Annotated in this window: 20 protein-coding genes; 3 read left to right on the top strand and 17 right to left on the bottom strand. The window is 66.7% G+C overall.

Annotation, left to right across the window (positions count from 1 at the left end; genetic code table 11):
- Positions 1 to 12 precede the first annotated feature (12 nt).
- On the bottom strand, positions 13 to 1953 hold the full coding sequence (locus HMPREF1136_RS07305; protein WP_009648716.1) for an ATP-dependent DNA helicase: 1941 nt from the start codon (positions 1951 to 1953) through the stop codon (positions 13 to 15).
- Positions 1950 to 3482: a GTPase HflX gene (gene hflX, locus HMPREF1136_RS07300; RefSeq protein ID WP_009648729.1), complete on the bottom strand. Its 1533-nt coding sequence runs from the start codon at positions 3480 to 3482 to the stop codon at positions 1950 to 1952. The genes HMPREF1136_RS07305 and hflX overlap by 4 nt, the downstream gene beginning before the upstream one ends.
- Positions 3483 to 3568: 86 nt before the next feature.
- On the opposite strand from hflX, the gene HMPREF1136_RS07295 reads away from it, so the two are divergent.
- Positions 3569 to 4183 carry a class I SAM-dependent methyltransferase gene (locus tag HMPREF1136_RS07295; RefSeq protein WP_009648720.1) on the top strand — a complete coding sequence of 205 codons (615 nt, stop codon included), beginning with the start codon at positions 3569 to 3571 and terminating at the stop codon, positions 4181 to 4183.
- 62 nt (positions 4184 to 4245) lie between these two features.
- Here the strand turns inward: HMPREF1136_RS07295 and dapF are convergent, their stop codons facing one another.
- Together dapF and miaA are read right to left on the bottom strand one after the other, a co-directional pair.
- Positions 4246 to 5169: a diaminopimelate epimerase gene (gene dapF / locus HMPREF1136_RS07290; protein WP_034505346.1), complete on the bottom strand. Its 924-nt coding sequence runs from the start codon at positions 5167 to 5169 to the stop codon at positions 4246 to 4248.
- A gap of 47 nt (positions 5170 to 5216) precedes the next feature.
- Positions 5217 to 6206: a tRNA (adenosine(37)-N6)-dimethylallyltransferase MiaA gene (miaA, locus tag HMPREF1136_RS07285; protein ID WP_034505344.1), complete on the bottom strand. Its 990-nt coding sequence runs from the start codon at positions 6204 to 6206 to the stop codon at positions 5217 to 5219.
- A 60-nt stretch (positions 6207 to 6266) separates the two neighbouring features.
- Here miaA and HMPREF1136_RS07280 point away from each other — a divergent pair, with 60 nt between their 5' ends.
- Both HMPREF1136_RS07280 and HMPREF1136_RS07275 read left to right on the top strand, forming a co-directional pair.
- The gene (locus HMPREF1136_RS07280; protein ID WP_009648703.1) at positions 6267 to 6713 is read left to right on the top strand and encodes a histidine kinase; all 447 of its coding nucleotides are present in this window, start codon (positions 6267 to 6269) and stop codon (positions 6711 to 6713) included.
- On the top strand, positions 6706 to 7266 hold the full coding sequence (locus HMPREF1136_RS07275; RefSeq protein WP_009648718.1) for a histidine kinase: 561 nt from the start codon (positions 6706 to 6708) through the stop codon (positions 7264 to 7266). The genes HMPREF1136_RS07280 and HMPREF1136_RS07275 overlap by 8 nt, the downstream gene beginning before the upstream one ends.
- Positions 7267 to 7680: 414 nt before the next feature.
- Here the strand turns inward: HMPREF1136_RS07275 and miaB are convergent, their stop codons facing one another.
- The 13 genes from miaB to HMPREF1136_RS07210 all read right to left on the bottom strand — a co-directional run.
- Positions 7681 to 9219, bottom strand: a complete 1539-nt coding sequence (gene miaB, locus HMPREF1136_RS07270; RefSeq protein WP_009648710.1) for a tRNA (N6-isopentenyl adenosine(37)-C2)-methylthiotransferase MiaB — start codon at positions 9217 to 9219, stop codon at positions 7681 to 7683.
- 11 nt (positions 9220 to 9230) lie between these two features.
- The gene (locus HMPREF1136_RS07265) at positions 9231 to 9725 is read right to left on the bottom strand and encodes a CinA family protein (protein WP_009648690.1); all 495 of its coding nucleotides are present in this window, start codon (positions 9723 to 9725) and stop codon (positions 9231 to 9233) included.
- A gap of 2 nt (positions 9726 to 9727) precedes the next feature.
- Complete coding sequence (locus HMPREF1136_RS07260; RefSeq protein WP_009648692.1) at positions 9728 to 10357, bottom strand: regulatory protein RecX; 630 nt, start codon at positions 10355 to 10357, stop codon at positions 9728 to 9730.
- Positions 10358 to 10360: 3 nt separating this feature from the next.
- Positions 10361 to 11458, bottom strand: a complete 1098-nt coding sequence (gene recA / locus HMPREF1136_RS07255) for a recombinase RecA (RefSeq protein ID WP_009648705.1) — start codon at positions 11456 to 11458, stop codon at positions 10361 to 10363.
- A 276-nt stretch (positions 11459 to 11734) separates the two neighbouring features.
- Positions 11735 to 11959, bottom strand: coding sequence for a DUF3046 domain-containing protein (locus HMPREF1136_RS07250; protein ID WP_009648726.1), 225 nt, complete (start codon positions 11957 to 11959; stop codon positions 11735 to 11737).
- 3 nt (positions 11960 to 11962) lie between these two features.
- A complete protein-coding gene (locus HMPREF1136_RS07245) occupies positions 11963 to 12277 on the bottom strand; it encodes a helix-turn-helix domain-containing protein (RefSeq protein WP_034505361.1) in 315 nt (104 codons plus the stop codon).
- A 170-nt stretch (positions 12278 to 12447) separates the two neighbouring features.
- Positions 12448 to 13146: a CDP-diacylglycerol--glycerol-3-phosphate 3-phosphatidyltransferase gene (gene pgsA, locus HMPREF1136_RS07240; RefSeq protein ID WP_009648728.1), complete on the bottom strand. Its 699-nt coding sequence runs from the start codon at positions 13144 to 13146 to the stop codon at positions 12448 to 12450.
- Positions 13147 to 13162: 16 nt separating this feature from the next.
- The gene (locus HMPREF1136_RS07235; RefSeq protein ID WP_034505340.1) at positions 13163 to 16024 is read right to left on the bottom strand and encodes a DNA translocase FtsK; all 2862 of its coding nucleotides are present in this window, start codon (positions 16022 to 16024) and stop codon (positions 13163 to 13165) included.
- Between the two features lie 56 nt (positions 16025 to 16080).
- A complete protein-coding gene (locus HMPREF1136_RS07230) occupies positions 16081 to 16980 on the bottom strand; it encodes a PfkB family carbohydrate kinase (protein WP_034505358.1) in 900 nt (299 codons plus the stop codon).
- 121 nt (positions 16981 to 17101) lie between these two features.
- A complete protein-coding gene (locus tag HMPREF1136_RS07225) occupies positions 17102 to 18793 on the bottom strand; it encodes a ribonuclease J (protein ID WP_034505338.1) in 1692 nt (563 codons plus the stop codon).
- Between the two features lie 157 nt (positions 18794 to 18950).
- Positions 18951 to 19847, bottom strand: a complete 897-nt coding sequence (dapA, locus tag HMPREF1136_RS07220; RefSeq protein WP_009648722.1) for a 4-hydroxy-tetrahydrodipicolinate synthase — start codon at positions 19845 to 19847, stop codon at positions 18951 to 18953.
- 102 nt (positions 19848 to 19949) lie between these two features.
- Complete coding sequence (locus HMPREF1136_RS07215; protein ID WP_009648708.1) at positions 19950 to 20483, bottom strand: GNAT family N-acetyltransferase; 534 nt, start codon at positions 20481 to 20483, stop codon at positions 19950 to 19952.
- A partial coding sequence (locus HMPREF1136_RS07210; protein ID WP_034505335.1) for a dihydrodipicolinate reductase C-terminal domain-containing protein occupies positions 20480 to 20679 on the bottom strand: 200 nt, incomplete at its 5' end. The genes HMPREF1136_RS07210 and HMPREF1136_RS07215, both read right to left, overlap by 4 nt.

The raw sequence follows: 20679 nt of genomic DNA, 5'->3' as shown, positions 1-20679 counted from the left end.
ACCACTTGCCACCTACTGGCCCTCTGCTTTGCTCAGACGCCGAAGCGCGCCGCGAACGACACGCGGGTCCGTGGTCGGCCACATCTGCGGAAGCGAGCGCATGATGAAGGATCCGTAGCGTTTTGTCACCACCCGAGGGTCAAGGATCGCGACGACGCCACGGTCGGTCGTCGAGCGCAGGAGACGCCCTGTGCCCTGTGCCATCATGAGGGCGGCGTGGGTGAGGGACACGGACATGAAACCGTTGCCGCCGCGGCGCTCCACGTCCATTGATCGGGCGCGCGAGACCGGATCGTCGGGGCGCGGGAAGGGAATCTTGTCGATAACGACGAGGCGGCACGCGTCCCCGGCAACATCGACGCCCTGCCACAGGGACATGGTCCCCACCAGGCACGAGTCACGTTCGTCGCGGAAATGCTGGATCAGCTGGGCGAGGGTTTCTTCGCCCTGCAAGTAGACCGTCAGATCGGTTCGTTCGCGCAGCGCCTGAGCTCCGGCGTTCGCCCCACGCCGCGAGGCGAAGAGAGCCAGCATCCCCCCGCCCGAGGCCTGGGCGAGGTCAACGAGTTCGTCGAGCAGTTGCTCGGAAGGACCGTCGCGCCCAGGTGGGGGCAGGTGGGTTGCCACGTATTGGATGCCCTGACGGGCGTGGTCGAAGGGAGAACCTACGTCAATGCCGTGCCAGGGTACGCCGGAAACCGCCATGCCGGTGGCGGCAGCCATGACGTCGAAGTTGCCACCGAGGGCCAGCGTCGCCGAGGTGAGGATCGCGCCCCGCTCGCCGATGCCGACGCCGCCGATTGCTGCGGACACGTCGAGGGGTCCCACCGTCAGCCGGGCGTTGTCGGACTCGTCCTTCGTGATGTAGGTGATCGACTGGTCGGGGTCGCGCCCCCATGCGTCGAGCGCGCCGATCAGCTCGTCGACGGCTGCGCGTGCCAGGAGCTTGGCGGCGGGTTCTCCCTGCGTCTCGGACACCTCGTGGCTGGCGCGGCGCGCGGCGTCGTCCAGGATGAGCATCGCGTCGACCAGCGCCCCCGGCCTGTACTCCAGCAAGCCCTCCTGCAGAGGTGCCATCGCAGCGCCCAGCCCGGCTCCGGCCTCGTCCAGGTCGGTGGAGTCGATGGACAGGTTCGAGCGCAGGGAGCGGGCCACGCGGCTCACGCGTGCCACCGTCAGGTCGGCCGCGGCCTGGGAGCGCACGCGGTCGGCCAGCTCGTGGGCCTCGTCGACGACGACGGCGTCGTACTCGCCGAAGAACTCGCCCTCGCCGCATGCGTTGATGCCAAAAAGGGAGTGATTCGTGACGACAACGTCGGCTTCAGATGCTTCCAATCGGGCTGCCTGGGCGAAGCATTCGTCGATGAGTGGGCAGTGTTTACCCAGGCACTCGGGCTTGGCGACCGACGCGTGATGCCAGGCACGATCCGAGACGCCGGGCACCAGGTCGTCGCGGTCCCCCGTCGTGGTGTCACCGACCCACTCGCGGATACGTAGGATCTCCTTGCCGAGTTCACCCGTCGGGCCGACGCTCATGTCTCGATCATCGAACAGGGTTCCCTCGGTGGGATACCCGCCGTCCAGCTTGTGCAGGCACGCGTAGTTCGACCATCCCTTGAGCACCGCAACCTTCAGGCGCACACCCGTCGCCGAGGCGACCGCGTCGACGGCGACCGGCGCGTCCTTGACCAGGATCTGACGCTGGAGGGCCAGCGTCGCCGTCGAAACGACCCCGCGCACTCCATTGGTCGCGCAGTGCGTCAACAGGGGCACGAGGTAGCCCAGCGACTTGCCCGTTCCCGTGCCCGCCTGGACCAGCAGGTGCTCGCGGTCCTCGAGCGCGGCGGCACCTTCAGCGACCATCGAGGCCTGTCCCTCGCGCGCGGTTCCGCCCATGCCGGCGACAACCGTGTCGAGGACACGGCACGAGGCCTCGACCAAGCCCTCGCTCACTGCCCGCTCCCCGCCGGGTCGCCCACGGTTCCACCCACCGCCTCACGGGCGATGAGCGCAGCCAGGGCCTCGTCGACGCGGGCCACGATCCGGGTTCCGGTCTCCACGTACTCCTCGCGGTCGACCTCGCCCTCCTCGTGGACGCGGTGGACGAGCGAACCCGCCGAATACGGCAGGATCACATCGATGGCTACACGGGGCCTCGGCAGCATGTCCTCCAAAGCGGCGCGCAGCGCGTCCACGCCCCAGCCCGTGTGGGCGCTGAGCGGCACCGCGCCGGGGAACACCGTGCGCAGCAGGGCAATCTGCTCGGGCGAGGCCAGGTCCGCCTTATTCAGGGCGATCAACTCGGGGATGTCCGAGGCCCCCTCAATCGTGTCGATGACCGCGCGCACGGCCTGCACCTGGGAGACAGGGTCGGGGTGCGCGGCGTCCACGACGTGCAGGATCACATCCGCCTGGCCGACCTCCTCCAGGGTCGAGCGGAAGGCCTCGACCAGCTGGGTGGGCAGGTTGCGCACGAAGCCGACCGTGTCGGTGAGCGTGTACTCGCGCCCGTCGGCGGCGCGAGCCCGACGCACGGTCGGGTCGAGGGTCGCGAAGAGCGCGTCCTGGACGAGGACTCCCGCGTCCGTCAGACGGTTCAGCAGCGTCGACTTGCCAGCGTTCGTGTACCCGGCGATGGCCACCGATGGTACTGCCCCGCGACGACGCGAACCCCGCTGCGTGCGTCGGGCGGGTTCCATGCGCGCGATATCCGCGCGCAGCTTCGCCATACGCGTGCGGATACGGCGGCGATCCAGCTCAATCTTCGTCTCACCGGGACCCCTCGATCCGATACCCGCGCCGCCCGCAACGCGGCCACCGGCCTGACGGGACATGGACTCGCCCCAGCCGCGCAGACGCGGCAGCAGGTACTCAAGCTGGGCCAGCTCCACCTGCGCCTTACCCTCACGAGACTTGGCGTGCTGAGCAAAAATATCGAGGATGAGGGCGGTGCGATCAACGACCTTAGCGTCGACGACATCCTCCAACCCGCGGCGCTGGGAGGGAGCCAGCTCCTCGTCAACGATGACGGTATCGGCCTCGACGCTGCGCACGATGTCAGCTAGCTCGCGTGCCTTGCCCGACCCCAGGTAGGTCGCCGGGTCGGGCTTCATGCGGCGCTGGATGATGCCGTCCAGGACACGCGAACCGGCGGTTTCCGCGAGCGCGGCCAGCTCGCGCAGCGAGTTTTCGGCCTCTTCTTCGCTCTGGGTGGTGCGCAGTCCCACGAGGACGACCTTTTCGAGTCGCACCTGGCGGTATTCGACCTCGGAAATGTCCTCGCGGTCGGAGGCACCCGTGTCGACGCGGCGCGTGCCTGCGCGGGCCTCGCGCTCGAGCGCTCCGGCGTCCCCCGAGTTGTCCTGACCTTCGGTGGAGGCGAGCGCCGTGCCCGAGCGCGCGAGGATGCGCGCGACGACGTCGTTGACGCGCTGGTCGCGTTCCTGCGCAGAAGCGGTCGATTCGGTGGGGGTCGTGTCCATGTCCGTCCTTCACGTGGGGGGCTTCCAGTGTCGCACGGCGGACCCTCATCTGCGCCTGCGCGCGCGGGCGCGATAGGCTTTCTTCCGTGGACGAACAGTACTTCACCGACTCTGCCCCCGCGAGCGCCGACGAGACTCACGTCATCGATGTGAGCGCGCGCGGCTTTGATCTGTCGATGCGCGTGTCCTCGCGCGTTTTTTCGGGTTCTAAGCTGGATCTGGGGACCCGTCAGCTGCTGTCGGTTGCGCCCGATCTGCCCGAGGAGGGGACCTTCCTGGATCTGGGCTGCGGCTGGGGTCCGATCGCGACGGTTATGTCGTTGGAGGCACCGGGAGCCGTGGTGTGGGCGGTCGACGTTAACTCGCGTGCTCTGGATCTGACGGCTCGTAACGCCCAGGCACATGGCGCGCAGGGCGTGCGCGTACTCAAGGCCGACGAGGCGCTGGCCGCCTCGGTCGAGTCCGACACGCGCTTTGATGTCATCTGGTCGAACCCGCCCGTGCGCATCGGCAAGGAGGCGATGCACGAGATGTTGGCGTCGTGGCTGGGCAGGCTTGCCCCTAGCGGCATCGCCTACCTGGTCGTCCAGCGCAACCTGGGCGCGGATTCTCTCATCACGTGGCTGAACGGCCAGGGCTTTGAGGCCTCGAAGTTCGCGTCGAAGAAGGGCTACCGCATCATCGAGGTTCGGCCCGCCTGAGGGGTTCATTCCCCGTGACGAGGCCGTGGCCTCGCCCCGGGGAGTGTGTTCTCCCGCCCGGGTTAGGACAGTCGGATGTCGGCGACGCGCGTGGCCGGACCCGTCAGAAACACGGAGGCGTCAGTGATGCGGGGGTTCTCCCCCGTCCAATCGATGACGCCGTCGAGGCCCACGCTCACCGTGCCGCCGGGGATGTCGACGACCCACCGGGTGGGGGCACCGGGGCCGCGTCGCAGAGCGGTGGCCAGGGCAGCCGCGCAGCATCCGGTACCGCACGCCTGGGTCTCCCCCACGCCGCGTTCGAGGACGCGCATCGCGATGTGTCCGGTGGCTTGTCCCGGCACGCTCAGGTCCACAACCAGCTCCAGGTTCGTGCCGGAGTGCGGCGCGGGATCATACGAGGGACGCGCGGCGGGCGGAATCAGGGAGACGTCAACAGTCGGCAGGAACACGTTGCGCAGGGTGTCCTGGTCCGCGAGTTCAACGACCGTGTGCGGGTTGGGCATATCCACCCAGATGCCGCCCAGGGTCCCCTCAATACCGGGGATACTCACCTCAATGGTCTCGCGCGCAGGTGAGGCGGCAGGACCCATGTCGACGCGGTAGCGCACGCCCGCGCCCTCATCCTCAGCCTCAGGAGTCACACGCTTGATACCGCCGCGCGTCGCCACGTCCAACGGGGCACCCACGGGCAGGTCCACGAGGCCCTCGCGGCGCAGGTGATCGACGAAGACGCGCACGCCGTTACCGCACATTTCTGCCTTCGACCCGTCCGCGTTGCGGTAGTCCATGAACCACATTCCATCCCTCTCAACGGCCCGGATGAAGCCGTCCGCGCCAATCCCGAACGCGGGGGAACACAGAGTCGCGACCTCGGCCTCGCTGGGGTCATAGTCGTCGTAGCGGTCCGTGGCGACGACGAAAGAATTACCGGCACCGTGAGCCTTCACGACACGGGCGTGGGAGGGCAGCTGCGAGTTCATCATGCCTCCACGGTAGCGCCCACGCCCTGGCCCCGCAGCCACGAACCGCGTTACGAGCGTCGCAGCGACGCCTCCGCCTCACGCTCGGCGAGCTCGACCACGTGGGCGGCCACGGCCTCGTCCGAGGCGAACTCCTCCACGTCCAGCCAATGTACGCGCGGGTCCGGGCGCAGCCACTTGACCTGGCGACGGGCCAACTGACGGGTCGCCTGCGCGATGGATTCCACGGCCTCGTCCTCGCTCATGGTTCCATCGATGACCGCGAGCGCCTGCGCGTAGCCCGTCGCTCGGGACGCGGTCTTCGCTTCGCGCAGGCCGACATCGATGAGCGCGCGTACTTCCTCGATGAGTCCGCCGTCCATCATGGCGCGCGTGCGCAGCGCGATGCGCTCGTCAAGCTCCTCCATCGGTCGGCGCAGCGCCACCATGAGGGCGGGGGTCACGAATTCATGGCGGGGCATGGACGCCGAATAGGGACGCCCCGTCAGCTCGATGACCTCCAGGGCACGCACGATCCTGCGCGCATTGTGCGGGTCGATGCGCTCGGCCGACACGGGGTCTAGAGCCTTCAGACGCTCGTGCATGCCGCGCGACCCCAACGGACCAGCAGCTTCCTCCTCCAGGCGGGTACGCAGGAGCGGGTCCGTCCCCGGGAACTCGATGACATCCAAGAGGGCGCGCTGATACAGGCCCGAACCGCCCGCGACCACCGCGACGCCTCCGCGCGCGTGAATACCGGCCACGTCCGCGCGCGCATGCTTCTGATAGGCGGCCACCGAGGCCTCGTCGCGCACCTCCAGCACGTCGATCTGGTGGTGGGCAATCCCTCGACGTTCCTCGACCGGCGTCTTCGCTGTGCCCACGTCCATACCCCGGTAGAGCTGCAGCGCGTCAGCGGAAACAATTTCGCCCGCCCCGGGCGCACCCAGTGCTCCGGGCAGGCGACAGGCCAACTCCAGGGCCAGGTCCGACTTGCCCGAGGCCGTGGGCCCCACCACCGCGCAGACGAGGTTCGACGCACACGTCACAGTAGATTCCATGCCCACCAGTGTACGGGTGCCTCCCCCCGATACCACCCAAGTACGGCTAGGCTTAGCACCATGAGCACAACAGATACTCCCCCGGTCACCCTCGACCGGATCATTGAAGCCGTCGAGGCCGTGGGACTCATCCCCTTCGTGTCCTCCACGGGACAGGTCGCGGCGATTCTGCCTAACCGCACCGTGCGCATCGCGGCACCCGAGGGCCGCCCCGCGCAAGGCGTCGCCGACTACCCGCGTTTCTTCGACCCCGCCCACGCCGATGTGATTGCCTCCGCGGTCCGCCGACTCAACGCCTCCACCTACCTGCCCAAGGTCACCTCCACCACCACAGATTCCGGCGCTATCGCCATCCAGATGCAGCACACCTTCAACTGGGTTGTCGGCGCGTCCGACGCCCAGGTCAAGGCGGAGGTCCACCAGTTCATCATGGCTGCCATCTCCATGATGAACCAGCTCGACATCATGTTTACCGACCAGTGGGCTAAGGAGGCCGACAATGCCTGAGTGGAAGAGCTTCACCTTCGGCGAGGACGGGGAGGCGACCCTCGCCCCCGAGCAGAGCGCCCCCGATGCCGCTGCGCCCACCAAGTCTGCGATGGAACCCGATGAGTACGCCGCCAAGTGGGGCACCGAGGTTTCCAAGGTCACCATCGAGCGTATCTCCAAGGTCCTCGACGGCGACGGACTGCCGCACGGCTCCAACGAGTTCATCGTCGCCACCCAGCTCAACGACGTGCCCCTCCAGATTCACCGTGAACCCGCCGACGCCCCCTGGCTACAGGTCGAAACGCGGATCGTGCCCCCGGGCGAGGGCCACACGGAGGTCTCCCTGCAGGAGATCGCGAACCGCTGGAACGTCGGGCACCTCCAGCCCACCGTCTTCCCCGTCGAGGATGGCGAGAGCTGGGTCCTGGTGGCAGCCTCCCGATTCTTCGTGGGCGAAGGCCTGTCAGATCGCCAGATTCACGCGATGGCGCGCCGCGGCCTCATCATCGGCCTGCAGGCCGCCGAGGAGCTGCCCTCCTACTTCGAGGGGTCCGAGGCCTCGGCGCAGTAGGCGGACACACCCTCTTCGAGCATCCACACAACAGTGCCCCGTTCCTCCTTGCCGGAGGAACGGGGCACTCTCGGTGAGTGTGCGCCGACTACATGCGACGGCGCAGCGTGAACCGCCTGCGCGGCGGGGGCCACGGGTCGCATAGGGGGGCTCGAATCGACCCGCACTACCGAGAGTGCTCCCGTATGTCGGCCGCCTCAACATCGTGACGACCGCCACGACTCAAAGGTAACGCTGCGACGCTCGTCTCATGTGAGTTTCAGATGGGACATTTTCCCGATTTTCTCCCCAAAATCGTGGGCAAATGTGCAGCGCACCACGACGACGAAGGCGCTCCCCGCACCTTCTCTCCCATCGATGCAGGTCAGCCCAGATGACGCGCCATCTGGGCGGTGACCGATCACAACACGAGAGTCAGCGCGAGGCACCCACGCGTAGCGTCGGAATACCAAGCGATACAGCAGTGTCGGGTTCCGGCGACGCCTGACGGGCCTGCCACACGTCACCGGCGCGCGTACGGCGCACCTCGAAGAGGCCACCCTGAGCACCAGAATCAGCAATCAGGTGGTGCGGAGCGCCATAGGTCACCGTCGCACGAATCATGTCGCCAGGACGGGGACGGTCGGCCTCAGCGAGGCCCTCGGGCAGTGCGACGTGCACGAGGCGATTATCACGAGCACGACCCGACATACGATGGGTCGTACCATCCTTACGGCCGTCCCCCTCGGACACGAGGATTTCGACCTCGGTACCCGCCAACGCTGCGTTGTCTTCAGCGCAGATACGCTCCTGAAGCCTCACGAGACGCTGGTAGCGCTCGAGAGCAACGTCATCGGGAACCTGGTCCTCGCGGTCGGCAGCGGGCGTACCCGGGCGACGCGAGTACAGGAAGGTAAAGGCCGACGTGAAACGCGCCTGTTCCACGACGTCCAGGGTCGCCTGGAAGTCCTCTTCCGTCTCACCGGGGAAGCCCACGATGATATCGGTCGTGATGGCGGCCTCAGGAATCGCGGCGCGCACACGGTCCAGAATGCCCATGAAACGCTCGCGGCGGTAGGAGCGACGCATCTGGCGCAGCACGGCGTCAGAACCCGACTGGAGCGGCATGTGCAGACTCGGCATCACCGTAGGCGTCTGCGCCATCGCCGCGATGACGTCGTCCGTGAAGGCGGCAGGGTGAGGCGAGGTGAAACGCACGCGCTCGATGCCCTCCACGCGACCGACGGCCCGCAGCAGGTCAGCAAACGCACCGCGCTCACCAAAGCCCACGCCGTAGGAGTTCACGTTCTGCCCCAGCAGCGTCACCTCAATGGCCCCCTGCGAGGCGACAGCCTCGACCTCAGCCAGGATGTCGCCAGGGCGACGATCGCGTTCCTTGCCGCGCAGGTGAGGCACGATGCAGAACGTGCACGTGTTGTTGCACCCCACCGAGATCGACACCCACGCCGCGAACGCGCTCTCGCGGTGAGTAGGCAGCGTCGAGGGGAAGACCTTGAGTGATTCCTCGATTTCGACGGCGGCCTTGCGATTATGTTCGGCGCGGCGCAGCAGCGCCGGGAGCACATCGATGTTGTGGGTGCCAAAGACAGCGTCCACCCACGGAGCCTTGGAGACGATGCCGTCGCGCATCTGCTGGGCCAGGCATCCGCCAACCGCAATCTGCATGCCCGGGCGCTCGCGCTTGACGGCGGCCAACTGCCCGAGGTTGCCGAACAGGCGGGTCGCGGCGTTTTCACGCACCGAGCAGGTGTTGATGACGATAACGTCTGCACCCATGTCGCCCGCGTCGGTCGCGCGAGCGGCGGCCTCGGGGACGGTGTCAACAGGGACGAGGCCGGCCTGCTCCAGCAGACCCGCCATACGCTCGGAATCGTGTTCGTTCATCTGGCAGCCGAGCGTTCGCACCGCATAGGTGCGAGGCAGGGCATTTACCTGCGGTGTCGTCGTATTCATCGCACAACAGTCTAGTCGTGCTCGCGGCCACCAGAGGAGTCGAGCACGTCACGCAACAGCGCCAAAGCCGCGTCGATGGCTCCGGTACGCACGCGGGCTCGATCCCCCTCCAGGTGCACCAACCTGTGCTCCGTCCCGCCCTCGTGCGCGCACGCAACGTGAACGGTGCCGGCAGGGAAACCATCGGCGGGGCCGGGACCGGCTACACCCGTCGTCGACAGGCCGATGGCAGCACCGAACAACACGCGAGCCCCCTCAGCCATCTGCCTGGCCACCTGCTCGTCCACCGGACCGGTTTGATCGAGGCGCGCGCGAGAGACCCCCAAGACCGAGGCCTTCGTATCCACCGCGTAAGTACACGCCCCTCCGCGCACGACGTGGGATGCGCCGGGCACATCAACCATGCGGGCAACGAGGCCCCCTCCGGTCAGCGACTCTGCGGTCGCAACCGTCAGCCCACGGCGCGTCATCTGCCCGATCAGGTCCGTCACCTGTGCGTCATCCATTCTCAGGACACCTCCCAGCCCCAGCCTTCGTCATCGTCCGAGCTACCAGCATGCCATTCATCCAGGGCATCGCGCACCGCATTGGAGGCCACGGATGGGGAATAGCCTTTGCGCGCCAGCATCGAGCACAAGCGCCGGTACGCGCTCTGCCGAGGAACACCCGCCAGTGATCGGCGCTTGCGCGCCACGAGCTGGGCGGCCCTCTCGGCCTCGTCATCACGGCTGATCTGGGACAGTGCTCGCTCGATGATGCCCGGTTCCAGCCCCTTACGCACGAGCACCTCACGCAAAGCGCGGCCCGATGCCCCGGTGCCTGAAAAGCGCGAGCGCACCAGAGCATCGGCATAGGCCTGGTCATCGACCAGGCCCACAGCTTCAAGCCGATCAACGACCTGGAGGGCCAGATCGGCACTAAAACCGCGCCCCTCAATGGCACTGGTCAGTTCCGCGCGCGAACAGGCGCGCGCATCTAGCTTCCGCAGTGCGACCTCACGCGCTGCCTCGATGGCGGCTGAACCCGTCAGGGCGGCGTTACGTTCGCGGACGCGGGCCAGCCGCTGCCCCGGGGAGGAGCGGTGGCGTCGCTCCTCCCCCAGCTCCGGATGCTCCTCCGGATCCAGATAGCGGACCACGACTCAGAAGCCCGCATCCTCGTCCGGGTCAACCGCAGGTGCTTTCTTGGACCCCTTCTCCTTCTCCGGCTCCGGTTCCTCGGCAATGCCGAGCGCGATCAGGATCTTCTGCTCGATCTCGTTAGCCAGCTCGGGGTTATCCACCAGGAACTGGCGCACATTCTCCTTGCCCTGACCCAGTTGGTCATCCCCGTAGGTGAACCAGGAGCCGGACTTGCGCACGATGCCGGCTTCGACACCCATGTCAATGATCGAGCCTTCGCGCGAAATGCCCTTGCCGTAGACGATGTCGAATTCAGCCTGCTTGAAAGGCGGAGCCATCTTGTTCTTGACCACCTTGGCGCGCGTACGGTTTCCGACAGGCGAACCCGCTTCCTTGAGAGTTTCGATGCGACGCACGTCGATGCGCACCGAGGCGTAGAACTTCAGGGCCTTACCGCCGGTCGTGGTCTCCGGGGAACCGAAAAACACGCCGATCTTTTCACGCAGCTGGTTGATGAAGATCGCGGTCGTGCCGGTCGCCGAGAGGGCACCCGTGATCTTACGCAGGGCCTGGCTCATGAGGCGGGCCTGCAGGCCCACGTGGGAGTCGCCCATCTCGCCCTCAATTTCTGCCTTGGGCACCAGGGCCGCGACCGAGTCGATGACGATAATGTCGATGCCGCCCGAGCGGATCAGCATGTCGGCAATTTCGAGGGCCTGCTCGCCCGTGTCGGGCTGAGAGACCAGCAGGGAATCGGTGTCCACGCCCAGGGCGCGAGCGTAGACGGGGTCGAGCGCGTGCTCAGCGTCGATGAAGGCCGCGTTGCCGCCGGCCTTCTGGGCGTTCGCAACGGCGTGCAGAGCAACCGTAGTTTTACCGGAGGATTCGGGACCGTAGACCTCAATGACACGCCCGCGGGGTAGGCCACCGATGCCGAGCGCGACATCGAGAGCAAGAGAGCCGGTGGGGATCACCTGAACGGGAGGACGATTGTCGTCACCCAAGCGCATCACGGATCCCTTGCCGAATTGCTTATCAATCTGCGACAGGGCGACTTCGAGCGCCTTATTGCGGTCGTTCGTGACGGTCTTTGCCGCGGGTGCCTTACGGGCTGCCATGATGGTCCTTTCGTTCTGCGGCCTCTCCGGCCTGCGAGTGTCCTGGCCTCAATGACGCCCCTCTCCGAGGCGCCATGACGAGTATGCGACCGGCCATCGTCATCTGCGTCCCGCACGCGCCACCCCTGTGGACGACACGCGAGGACGATTCGTCGCCCATCAGCTTAGATGGAACAGATGTTCGATACTGCGGCGACACGCCGAGACACCAGGCAGGGCATGCGAGAACACAAACGCGCAGCAATGCGCGTTCGCGCATGGAAAACGATAAAGGAGTCAGCGGCTCCGTTCGCGCGGGTCGAGGCGATGAATCCAGCGCGCATCCTCACGCCCGGTTTCTTCGCACAGCTGCGCCCAGACCTCGTCAGGACTCGCCCCGGCAGACAGAGCGTCGCGGGCTGTGGCCCCCAGCGAGGCGAGGTAGAGGTCAGAAACGTACGAGCGGCCGAGGGCCGACCCGAAGGTCGCCTCGACCGCTTCGTAAAACTCGGAGTGCTTCACGCGTCAGGAGATCAGCGTGACGGGTACGAGATCGTCGGGCACCGCGTCGGGAATGACAGCACCGTCGATGATCGCCATGCGTTCGGAGACCTCGCGCAGCACGAACCACAGCGGAACGCGCAGAGCGGAGGTAATGGCCTCGAGCAGTTCGGAGGACGCCTCCTTCTGCCCGCGCTCAACTTCGGAGAGATAGCCCAGGGACACCTGTGCTTCGGAGGAGACTTCGCGCAGGGTTCGACCCTGGCGCTGGCGGATGCCACGCAGGACATCGCCCAGTTCGCTGCGCAGCAGCGGAGTTTCGCTCAGTGTCTTTTCCATATCGTTACTGTAGCCGTTCTTGATCGTCGGGCGCATCGTTAGTTCGCGCATCGGACCGGTGTAACCGGGCGCGCGCACGCCTCGGGTTATTGTCATGTTCTGTCAACGCGCACCCAAACCGGCCTATTCCACCGGGCATTCAATTCGCGTATGGGTTGCGTCACCCAGACTCAACTCTGAATGGGCTGCCCAGCAGGAGACGAGTCCGCGGAAGCCGCGTGCCCGCCGTCTGCCTCATGAGAGTCGACGATGGCAGGAGTGCGCATCAGTGTGACGCCCTCGACCACGTAGGCGACACCAGAAATGAGGGTCAGCGCCAGTGCGATACCGGACAGGGCGAGACCGAGGCGAATCACGAGAATAACCCACCACTGGTTAGCCCTGTCGATCGCATAGAAGTGCTCCCATGGGATGAGCAGCGTCCCCAGCGCAATGATCTGGAAGAAGGTCTTCAGCTTACCCATCCAATTCGCCGAGACAACGACGCCACGGCGCAGGAAAAAGGCGCGCATCGCGGTGATGCCGAGCTCGCGCACAGCGATCAGGATCGTCACGAACCAGGGCAAGAACCCCTGCCAGGACAGGAGAACGAAACCTCCCAGGGTCAAAGCCTTGTCAGCGATGGGATCGACGATGCGCCCGAAGTCGGTGATCTGGTTCCATGAACGAGCCAGATGCCCGTCGAGATGATCCGTGATCGAGGCAAGCGCGAAGATGACGAAGGCCACCCACTTCGCGAGCCAGGAGTCCTGTAGGGCCAAAATGATGAAGACGGGGACGAAGACCAGGCGCGCCATGGTCAGCACGTTCGGCAGGTTCACGACGGGGACTGCGGAGCCCCGTTGAACGCGCGACACGTTATCAGTCATTGCTGGTACCTCTCTCTTAGCGGCCGGTGAGCTGCCAAGCGTCCTCGTCGTTGTCCGGCTCCTCATCAACCCAATCAGGTGAGGAACCGCCAAAGTTATGTCCAGAGTACGGGTCTAACCCGCCCGCGCGCGAATCGCCAGCGTGTCCCGTGCCCGATTCGTAACCAGAGGAGGCCTTCGTACTGTCAATCGACGAGGTCCCCTTCCCCGCAGCGCGGACGCTCGCAGCACCGGTGGCGGGGCTGGGCGTCCCCGAGGGTGCGCTGGAAGCGGGCGCGGGGGATGCGGGCGCGGCGGAAACCGCCGCGGGCTCGGGTTCGGGTTCGCTGATGGAGGTGGATTCGCCGCGCAGCATCGCGAGCACCTCGGGGAGCTGCTCGGGGGTGACGAGGACCTGGCGGGCCTTGGATCCTTCGGAGGGTCCGACGATGTCGCGGGATTCGAGGAGGTCCATGAGGCGTCCGGCGCGGGCGAAGCCGACGCGCAGCTTGCGCTGGAGCATGGAGGTGGAGCCAAGCTGGGTGGAGATGACAAGCTCGGCGGCCTGGAGCAGGTCTTCGAGGTCGGCTCCGATATCTTCAGCGACTTTCGCTTCCTTCTTGTCGGGCACGACGTCGTCGCGGTAGTGCGTTTCCATCTGGCTCTTGACGTGGGCGACGACCTGATGGATCTCGGATTCGCCGACCCAGGCACCCTGAACACGCATGGGCTTGGAGGCACCGGCGGGCAGGTAGAGGGCGTCGCCCTGGCCGATGAGCTTTTCGGCACCGGGCTGGTCGAGGATGGTGCGCGAGTCGGTCAGCGACGAGGTTGCGAACGCGAGGCGCGAGGGAATGTTGGCCTTGATGAGGCCGGTGACGACGTCGACCGAGGGGCGCTGAGTGGCCAGGACCAGGTGGATGCCGGCGGCGCGCGCGAGCTGCGTGATACGTTGAATCGATGCTTCGACGTCGCGCGGCGCGACCATCATGAGGTCGGCGAGCTCGTCGACGACCACGAGCAGATACGGGTAGGGGTGCAGGGTGCGGTTGAGGCCGGGTTTGGCCTGCACCTGTCCGGCGGCCACCGCCTTGTTGAAGTCGTCGATGTGCTTGAAGCCGTAGTCCGACAGGTCGTCGTAGCGCGCGTCCATCTCCTTGACGACCCATTCGAGCGCCTCGGCGGCCTTCTTGGCGTCGGTGATGATGGGCGAGATGAGGTGCGGGATGCCCTCGTAGATCGTGAGTTCCACGCGCTTGGGGTCGACCAGGATCATGCGCACTTGCTGCGGCGTCGCGCGCATCATGATCGAGGTGATCATGGAGTTGACGAAGGAGGACTTACCGGAGCCGGTCTGGCCGGCGACCAGCATGTGCGGCGTCTTGGCCAGGTTGGTGACGACGTAGCCGCCCTCGACGTCCTTGCCGACGCCGACGACGAGCGGGTGCTGGTTGCGGCGAGCGGCAGCGGAACGCAGGACGTCGCCGAGGGCCACGTTTTCGCGGTCGGCGTTGGGGATCTCGATGCCGATGGCGCTCTTGCCGGGGATCGGCGCGAGGATGCGAACGTCGGCGGAGGCCACCGCGTAGGCAATGTTTTTCGACAGGTTGGTGAGCTTATCGACCTTGACGCCGGCTCCGAGGACGACCTCGTAGCGGGTGACTGTCGGGCCGCGCGAGAAACCGGTGACGCGTGCGTCGACGTTAAAGTCCTCGAAGACCTGGGCGAGCGCGGCGACGACCTGGTCGTTAACGGCGGAGCGCGTCATGTGGGGCGGCCCTGAGACGAGCAGGTCCTGTGAGGGCAGCGTGTAGCTGATCGAGTCGTCCAGGTTGGGCTGGAAGGCACCATCGGGTTCGTCGGTGATCGGCGGGGGTGTCGGTTCGGGCTCAGGCTCGTGAGCGGGGACCTGGTGGGGTGCCACGACGGGACGCATCTTGGTGATCATCTCGGTGGGTGCGTCCGGCGTGGAGGGACGAGGCCTGGGCTTGGTCGGCACGAAGGACTTGGCCACGGGGACAGCGCCGGACTCCAGGAGCTGGGTCCGTTCAACGGATTCCTTTTCAGCGGCTTGACGGAAGGACTCGTCGCCGTCGTATTCGTCGAGGAAATCATCGTCTCCGGCCGCGAGGTTCTTGCGGGACTTGCGGCGCGCCTTCTTTGCGGTGTCCCTATCGCCGGGCACACCGTCGGAGTCCTTCTCGTTTGTTCCGCTCAGGTGGGCAGCGAGGTCGCGCAGGCGCGCCGGAACGTCGGCAACAGCGGTGCGGGTAGCCAGGAGGATGGAGTAGGCCAGCAGCAGGACGAGGAGGGCACCGGCTCCCCAGGAGGAAACGAGGAGTATGAGGGGGCGCGCAATGAACCAGCCGATAACGCCACCGGCTGTGTCGATGCCCGGCTCGGAACCCATGCTGGGGTTACCACGCGAGATGTGCACGAGTCCGGTGAGGGCCATCGCAATACCGACACCGCCAGCCACGCGGTGGGGCAGCGCGGAGCGGCCCGAGCGCGCGGAGACAAGCTCGCAGGCGAGCGCCACGAGGAGCAGGGGGAGAACGACGGAGAAGATTCCGACGAGTCCCGCCGAGGCGTAGTGGATGGCGTCCCCAGCCTCACCGGAAATCTGGAACCATTCGCGCAGAGCAATGACGATCGCGGCGGCAAGAGCGATAAAGGCCGCGGCGTCGCGCTTGACCTGGGGGTCCGTCGCTTTCCAGCCACGTACCATGCTGGCTCCAGCACGAGCAATGGCCGCGAACAAGCGGGCCAGCAAACCGGGCTGGGTGGGCTGCTGTGGCGGCATAGGCTCGGGCTTGGCGGCCGGACGAGACTTACCCGTCTTGGCGCGCGGGCGCGCAGGACCTTTACCAGAGGAAGAGCGTGGAGACGATTGTGCCATGATTGCTCCACGATATCGCCCGCGCTGGCCCCGCTCAGGAGGCGCGCCGCGAGCGCTCAGCGCAGGATATTCGTAACAACACCGGTTTCGAGCACGTTGTCAACCTGCTCGCGCGTGGGCACGGGCAGGGCAGACTCGTGAGAGACGGCGAGTGCCCCGCCAGCGTTCGCCATGAGGCATGCGGTCTCCAGGTCGTGGCCCAGGAGGATGCCAGCGCACATCTCTGCGATGTGGGTGTCCCCCACGCCCGCGGTGTCGGCGATGGCCACCTCGAATGCGGGAATCGTGATGATGGGGGCATCCGCGCCGAGCTGGAGTTCGCAGCCTCGGTTGCCCACGCGGCGCACGGTGGCAGCGTCGGGGCGCATGTAGGAACGGATCGTGGAGCCGCAACGGGTGCGGTCTAGGATGTCAGCCAGGGCCGAGGCCTCCCAGTCGTTCATCGTCACCACGTCGGCGCGCGGCAGGATCGTCTCCCATGCCTCGACGGGCACCTGCACGACCGCGGGCGACACGGAGACGACGAGGGTAACGAAGGGAGGCAGGGCCGCAGCCCATTCGCTGAGTTCGACTGCCGCGTGCGCGTTCGTCATGTCTGAGGCCGCCACGTGCACGACGTCCCCCTCGCGCAGCTCAATACGGTCGAGGGTGGTACGCGAGGGCTCGGACTCGACTCCCGCGGTGACGACCGAGCACATCGTTCCGCCCTTATCGATCAGCTGGATAACGACACCGATATCGCCGACCAGCTCGGGGGTCAGGACCTCCACGCCCGCCTCCACCAGCTGCTGACGCACCTGGAAGGAGTTCGGGCCGGTGCCCAGTGGCGAGGCCGCTGCCGCCGGGACGCCCATGGCCGCCGCGGCGCACAGGGTCGTGAACCCACCGCCGGGCCGAGAGCTCGCGGCATCGGCGTGCACCGATCCCCCGCGCTCGGGAATGTAGGCGATGTGCATTGGCAAGACCAGAGCAACCGAGTGCGTCGAAATGAAGCGACCCGCCACGGACTTTCCTTCCCCTGTGTGCCGCGCTACCACCCGGGTAGCCACGGCCTCGTCACTGAAAACTGCCGAGCTCCTACTGCTCGGTGACCACCGGAACGATCATAGGACGACGACGCAGACGTCGCGCGACCCAGCGACCGATGACGCGGCGCATCGCCTGCTGCAGGACGTAGGGGTCCTGGCCGCCGGGCGCAGCCGCGTCCTTGAGGGCCTTAGTGACGTCGGGCAGTATCTCCTCGAAGACCGAGTCATCCTCAGCCATGCCGATCGCGCGGATCTCGGGACCCGCGAGGACCATACCCGAATCGTGCTCGACCACAGCGAAGATCGAGATGAAGCCCTCCGCCCCCAGGGTACGGCGGGTTTCCAGCTCGTCCTCGGAGATTTCGCCGATGGAGCGGCCGTCCACGTACACGTACTCACACGGCACGATGCCCGACACGCGCGCGACGCCGTCCTTGAGGTCGACCGTCACGCCGTCCTCAGCCAGGACCACATGCTGCGGGTCGATGCCTGTCTTGACGGCCAACTGGCCGTTGCCCACCAGGTGGCGGACCTCGCCGTGGATGGGCATGACGTTCTTGGGCTGGACGATGTTGTAGCAGTAGATGAGTTCTCCGGCGCTCGCGTGGCCCGACACATGCACCTTCGCGTTCTCCTTCGACACGACGCGCGCGCCCAGGCGGGTCAGGTCGTTGATAACGCGGTACACGGAGTTCTCATTGCCCGGGATCAGCGAGGACGCCAGCACGACCATGTCGCCCGGCTCAATCGTCACCGTACGGTGCGACCCTACCGACATGCGCGACAGGGCGGCCATCGGCTCGCCCTGGGAGCCGGTCGCCATGTAGACGCGCTGGGAGGGCGGCAGTTCACCGATACCCTTGAGGTCCACGACGATGCCCTCGGGGATCGTCAGGTATCCTTTCTCCTCGGCGATGCGCATATTGCGCTCCATGGAGCGGCCCACGAACGCGACGCGACGCCCGTGGTGAGCAGCGGCACTAATGACCTGCTGGACGCGGTGCACGTGCGAGGCGAAGGAGGCGACGACGATCTGGCCGGAGGCCTCACCGAAGACCTGGTCGAGGACCGGGCCAATCTCGCGTTCGGGCGTGATAAAGCCCGGGACCAGGGCATTCGTGGAGTCCACCATGAACAGGTCGACGCCTTCCTCACCCATGCGGGCGAAGGCGCGCAGGTCGGTCAGGCGACGGTCCAGCGGCAGCTGATCCATCTTGAAGTCGCCCGTAATCAGGACGTTGCCCGCACCCGTGCGCACGAAGACCGCGAGCGCGTCGGGGATCGAGTGGGTGACGGAGACGAATTCGAGGTCGAAGGGGCCGACGCTGAGGCGGTCGCCCTCGGCGACGACGGTGAGGCCCGGGTCGGGCAGGCGGTGTTCGCGCAGCTTGGGGGCGACGAAAGCCAGGGTCAGGTCGGAGCCGTAGATCGGGATATCGTCGCGCAGTTTAAGCAGATAGGGCACGGCACCGATGTGGTCCTCGTGGCCGTGGGTGAGGACCATGCCCACGACGTCGTCCATGCGGTCCTCGATCCAGGAGAAATCGGGGAGGATGAGGTCGACGCCGGGCTGGCTCTCCTCGGGGAAGAGGACGCCGCAGTCCACGACCAGGAGCTTGCCCCGGTACTCGAGGACGTTCATGTTACGGCCGACCTCGCCAAGACCTCCCAGCGGGATCACTCGCAGTGCGCCCTCTTCCAGGGGCGCGGGTTCGCTGAGATTCTCGTACAAAGACTTCATGGTGCCAGTCTGCCACGTCAGAGAGCTTTTCCCCGCATCGGGAGATCCCTGAGGCGGGTCGGCCCCCTCACACTTGGGCGTGGAGGGGACCGTGTTCCGTCTCATCGACGAGGCCGTGACTGGCCCCCGCCGCACGGGCGTCGGATAAGTAGACGCTTTACAGTAGGTCGGCAGCGCACAGGGCGCGGCGCAGGGCCGAGACCTCGTCGTCGCTGATGCCGACCATCGGTAGGCGCACGGCGGGGCTGTCGATGACGCCCTGGAGCCACAGGGCGTACTTGGCCATGACGGCACCCTGGCCGCCGCCCATGATGGCGTGGACGAGGGGGCGCAGGGAGTAGGAGAGTTCGCGGGCCTCCCACACCTGGTCGGTGTCGAGCAGCTCGATCATGCGGCGGTAGTGGGCGGAGGCCACGTGGGTCACGACGGAGATGAAGCCGGAGGCTCCGCCCGTCATCCACGCGAAGTTCAGGCCGTCATCGCCCGAGTAGTACTCCAGGCCGGTGCGGTGCATGCGCTCCACGCCTGTCTCGACGTCGCCGGTGGCGTCCTTGACCCCGAGGATGCGCGGGTGCTGGGCGAGGATGTCAAGGGTGGAGTCGGAGAAGGCGATGCCGGTGCGGCCGGGAATGTCGTAGAGCATGACGGGCAGGTCGACAGCATCGGTGACGGCGCGCACGTGGGCGCGCAGGCCTTCCTGGGAGGGACGGTTGTAGTACGGGGACACGACCAGCAGACCGTCCGCGCCGTGTTCCTGGGCACCTTCACCGATGCGCACGGCGTGTGCTGTGTCGTTGGAGCAGGCACCGCACAGGATGAAGGCGCGGTCTCCGACGGCTTCGCGAACCGCGTCGGTGAGGTCGTTCTTTTCGGGCTGGTGTGTCGTCGGCGACTCACCCGTCGTACCGGACAGGAGGATCGTGTCGCAGCCTTCGTCAACGAGCTTGATCGCGAGGCGCTGGGCAGAGGGCAGGTCGATGTCGCCGGCCTCGGTCATGGGGGTGACCATGGCGGCGGCCAGGGAACCGAATCGGCGAGGAGGAATATTCGTCATGCCCCCATCTTACGCACTCGCCACGTGACGAGGCCTCCACCGGTTCGTGAGGAGAGTCCACGATGCGGGAGGCTCGCCATGCCTCCCGCCCGTCGTGGGTCCTTAGTCGCGACGCGCCCACCACATGTGCTGGGCCCGATCACCGAGCGTACGCACGCCCCCCGAGGGGGCAAAGCCCGCCGAGGTGTAGAAACGTTGACGTTCCTCATCGTCCGCGCCGATCCACACGTGCAGCACGCCGCTGGTCAGGTCCGCGACGGCTGCCAGGAGGCGCGAGGCGTGTCCGGCGCGCCGGAAGTTCGCGTCTACGACAAGCTCGTACACCTGGGTCGCCCTCTCGCTCCCCTCCCCCGCGGGACTGTGCCCGGAGGAGGTGTCCACGGCCTCGTCCGGCCCTGCCAGGGCGAAGCCGACGATGGTGTTGGCGTGCAGCGCGACGAGGAGCGCGCTGCCCGCGGGAGAGGGGGCGGACAGGGTGGCCTCCCAGCGGCGGGCGAGCAGCTCCTCGGTGATGCCCTGGGATGCCAGTGCTTCCTCTCCCATGAGGGTACGCCAGGCACCGACCTGCAGACGAGCAATAGCACCTTCGTCGCCGCGCTGGGCAGGCCTCACGGAACGGTCCGGGGCAGCGTTCACAGGCCCATGACCTGATCAAGACCGATCGTCAGGCCGGTCCGGCCAATCACGCGGCGCACACCCAGGAGCACGCCGGACATGAAGGACACGCGGTCGAAGGAGTCTGTGCGGATAACCAGCTGCTCACCCTCGTTGCCCAGGAGGATCTCCTCGGAGGCAGTCAGGCCGCGCAGGCGCACGGCGTGCACCGGGACGC

The organism is Actinomyces sp. ICM47, from assembly GCF_000278725.1.
GTDB lineage: Bacteria > Actinomycetota > Actinomycetes > Actinomycetales > Actinomycetaceae > Pauljensenia.
The sequence above is the reverse complement of the archived record's forward strand: the minus strand, read 5'-3'. Positions and strand labels throughout refer to the sequence as shown.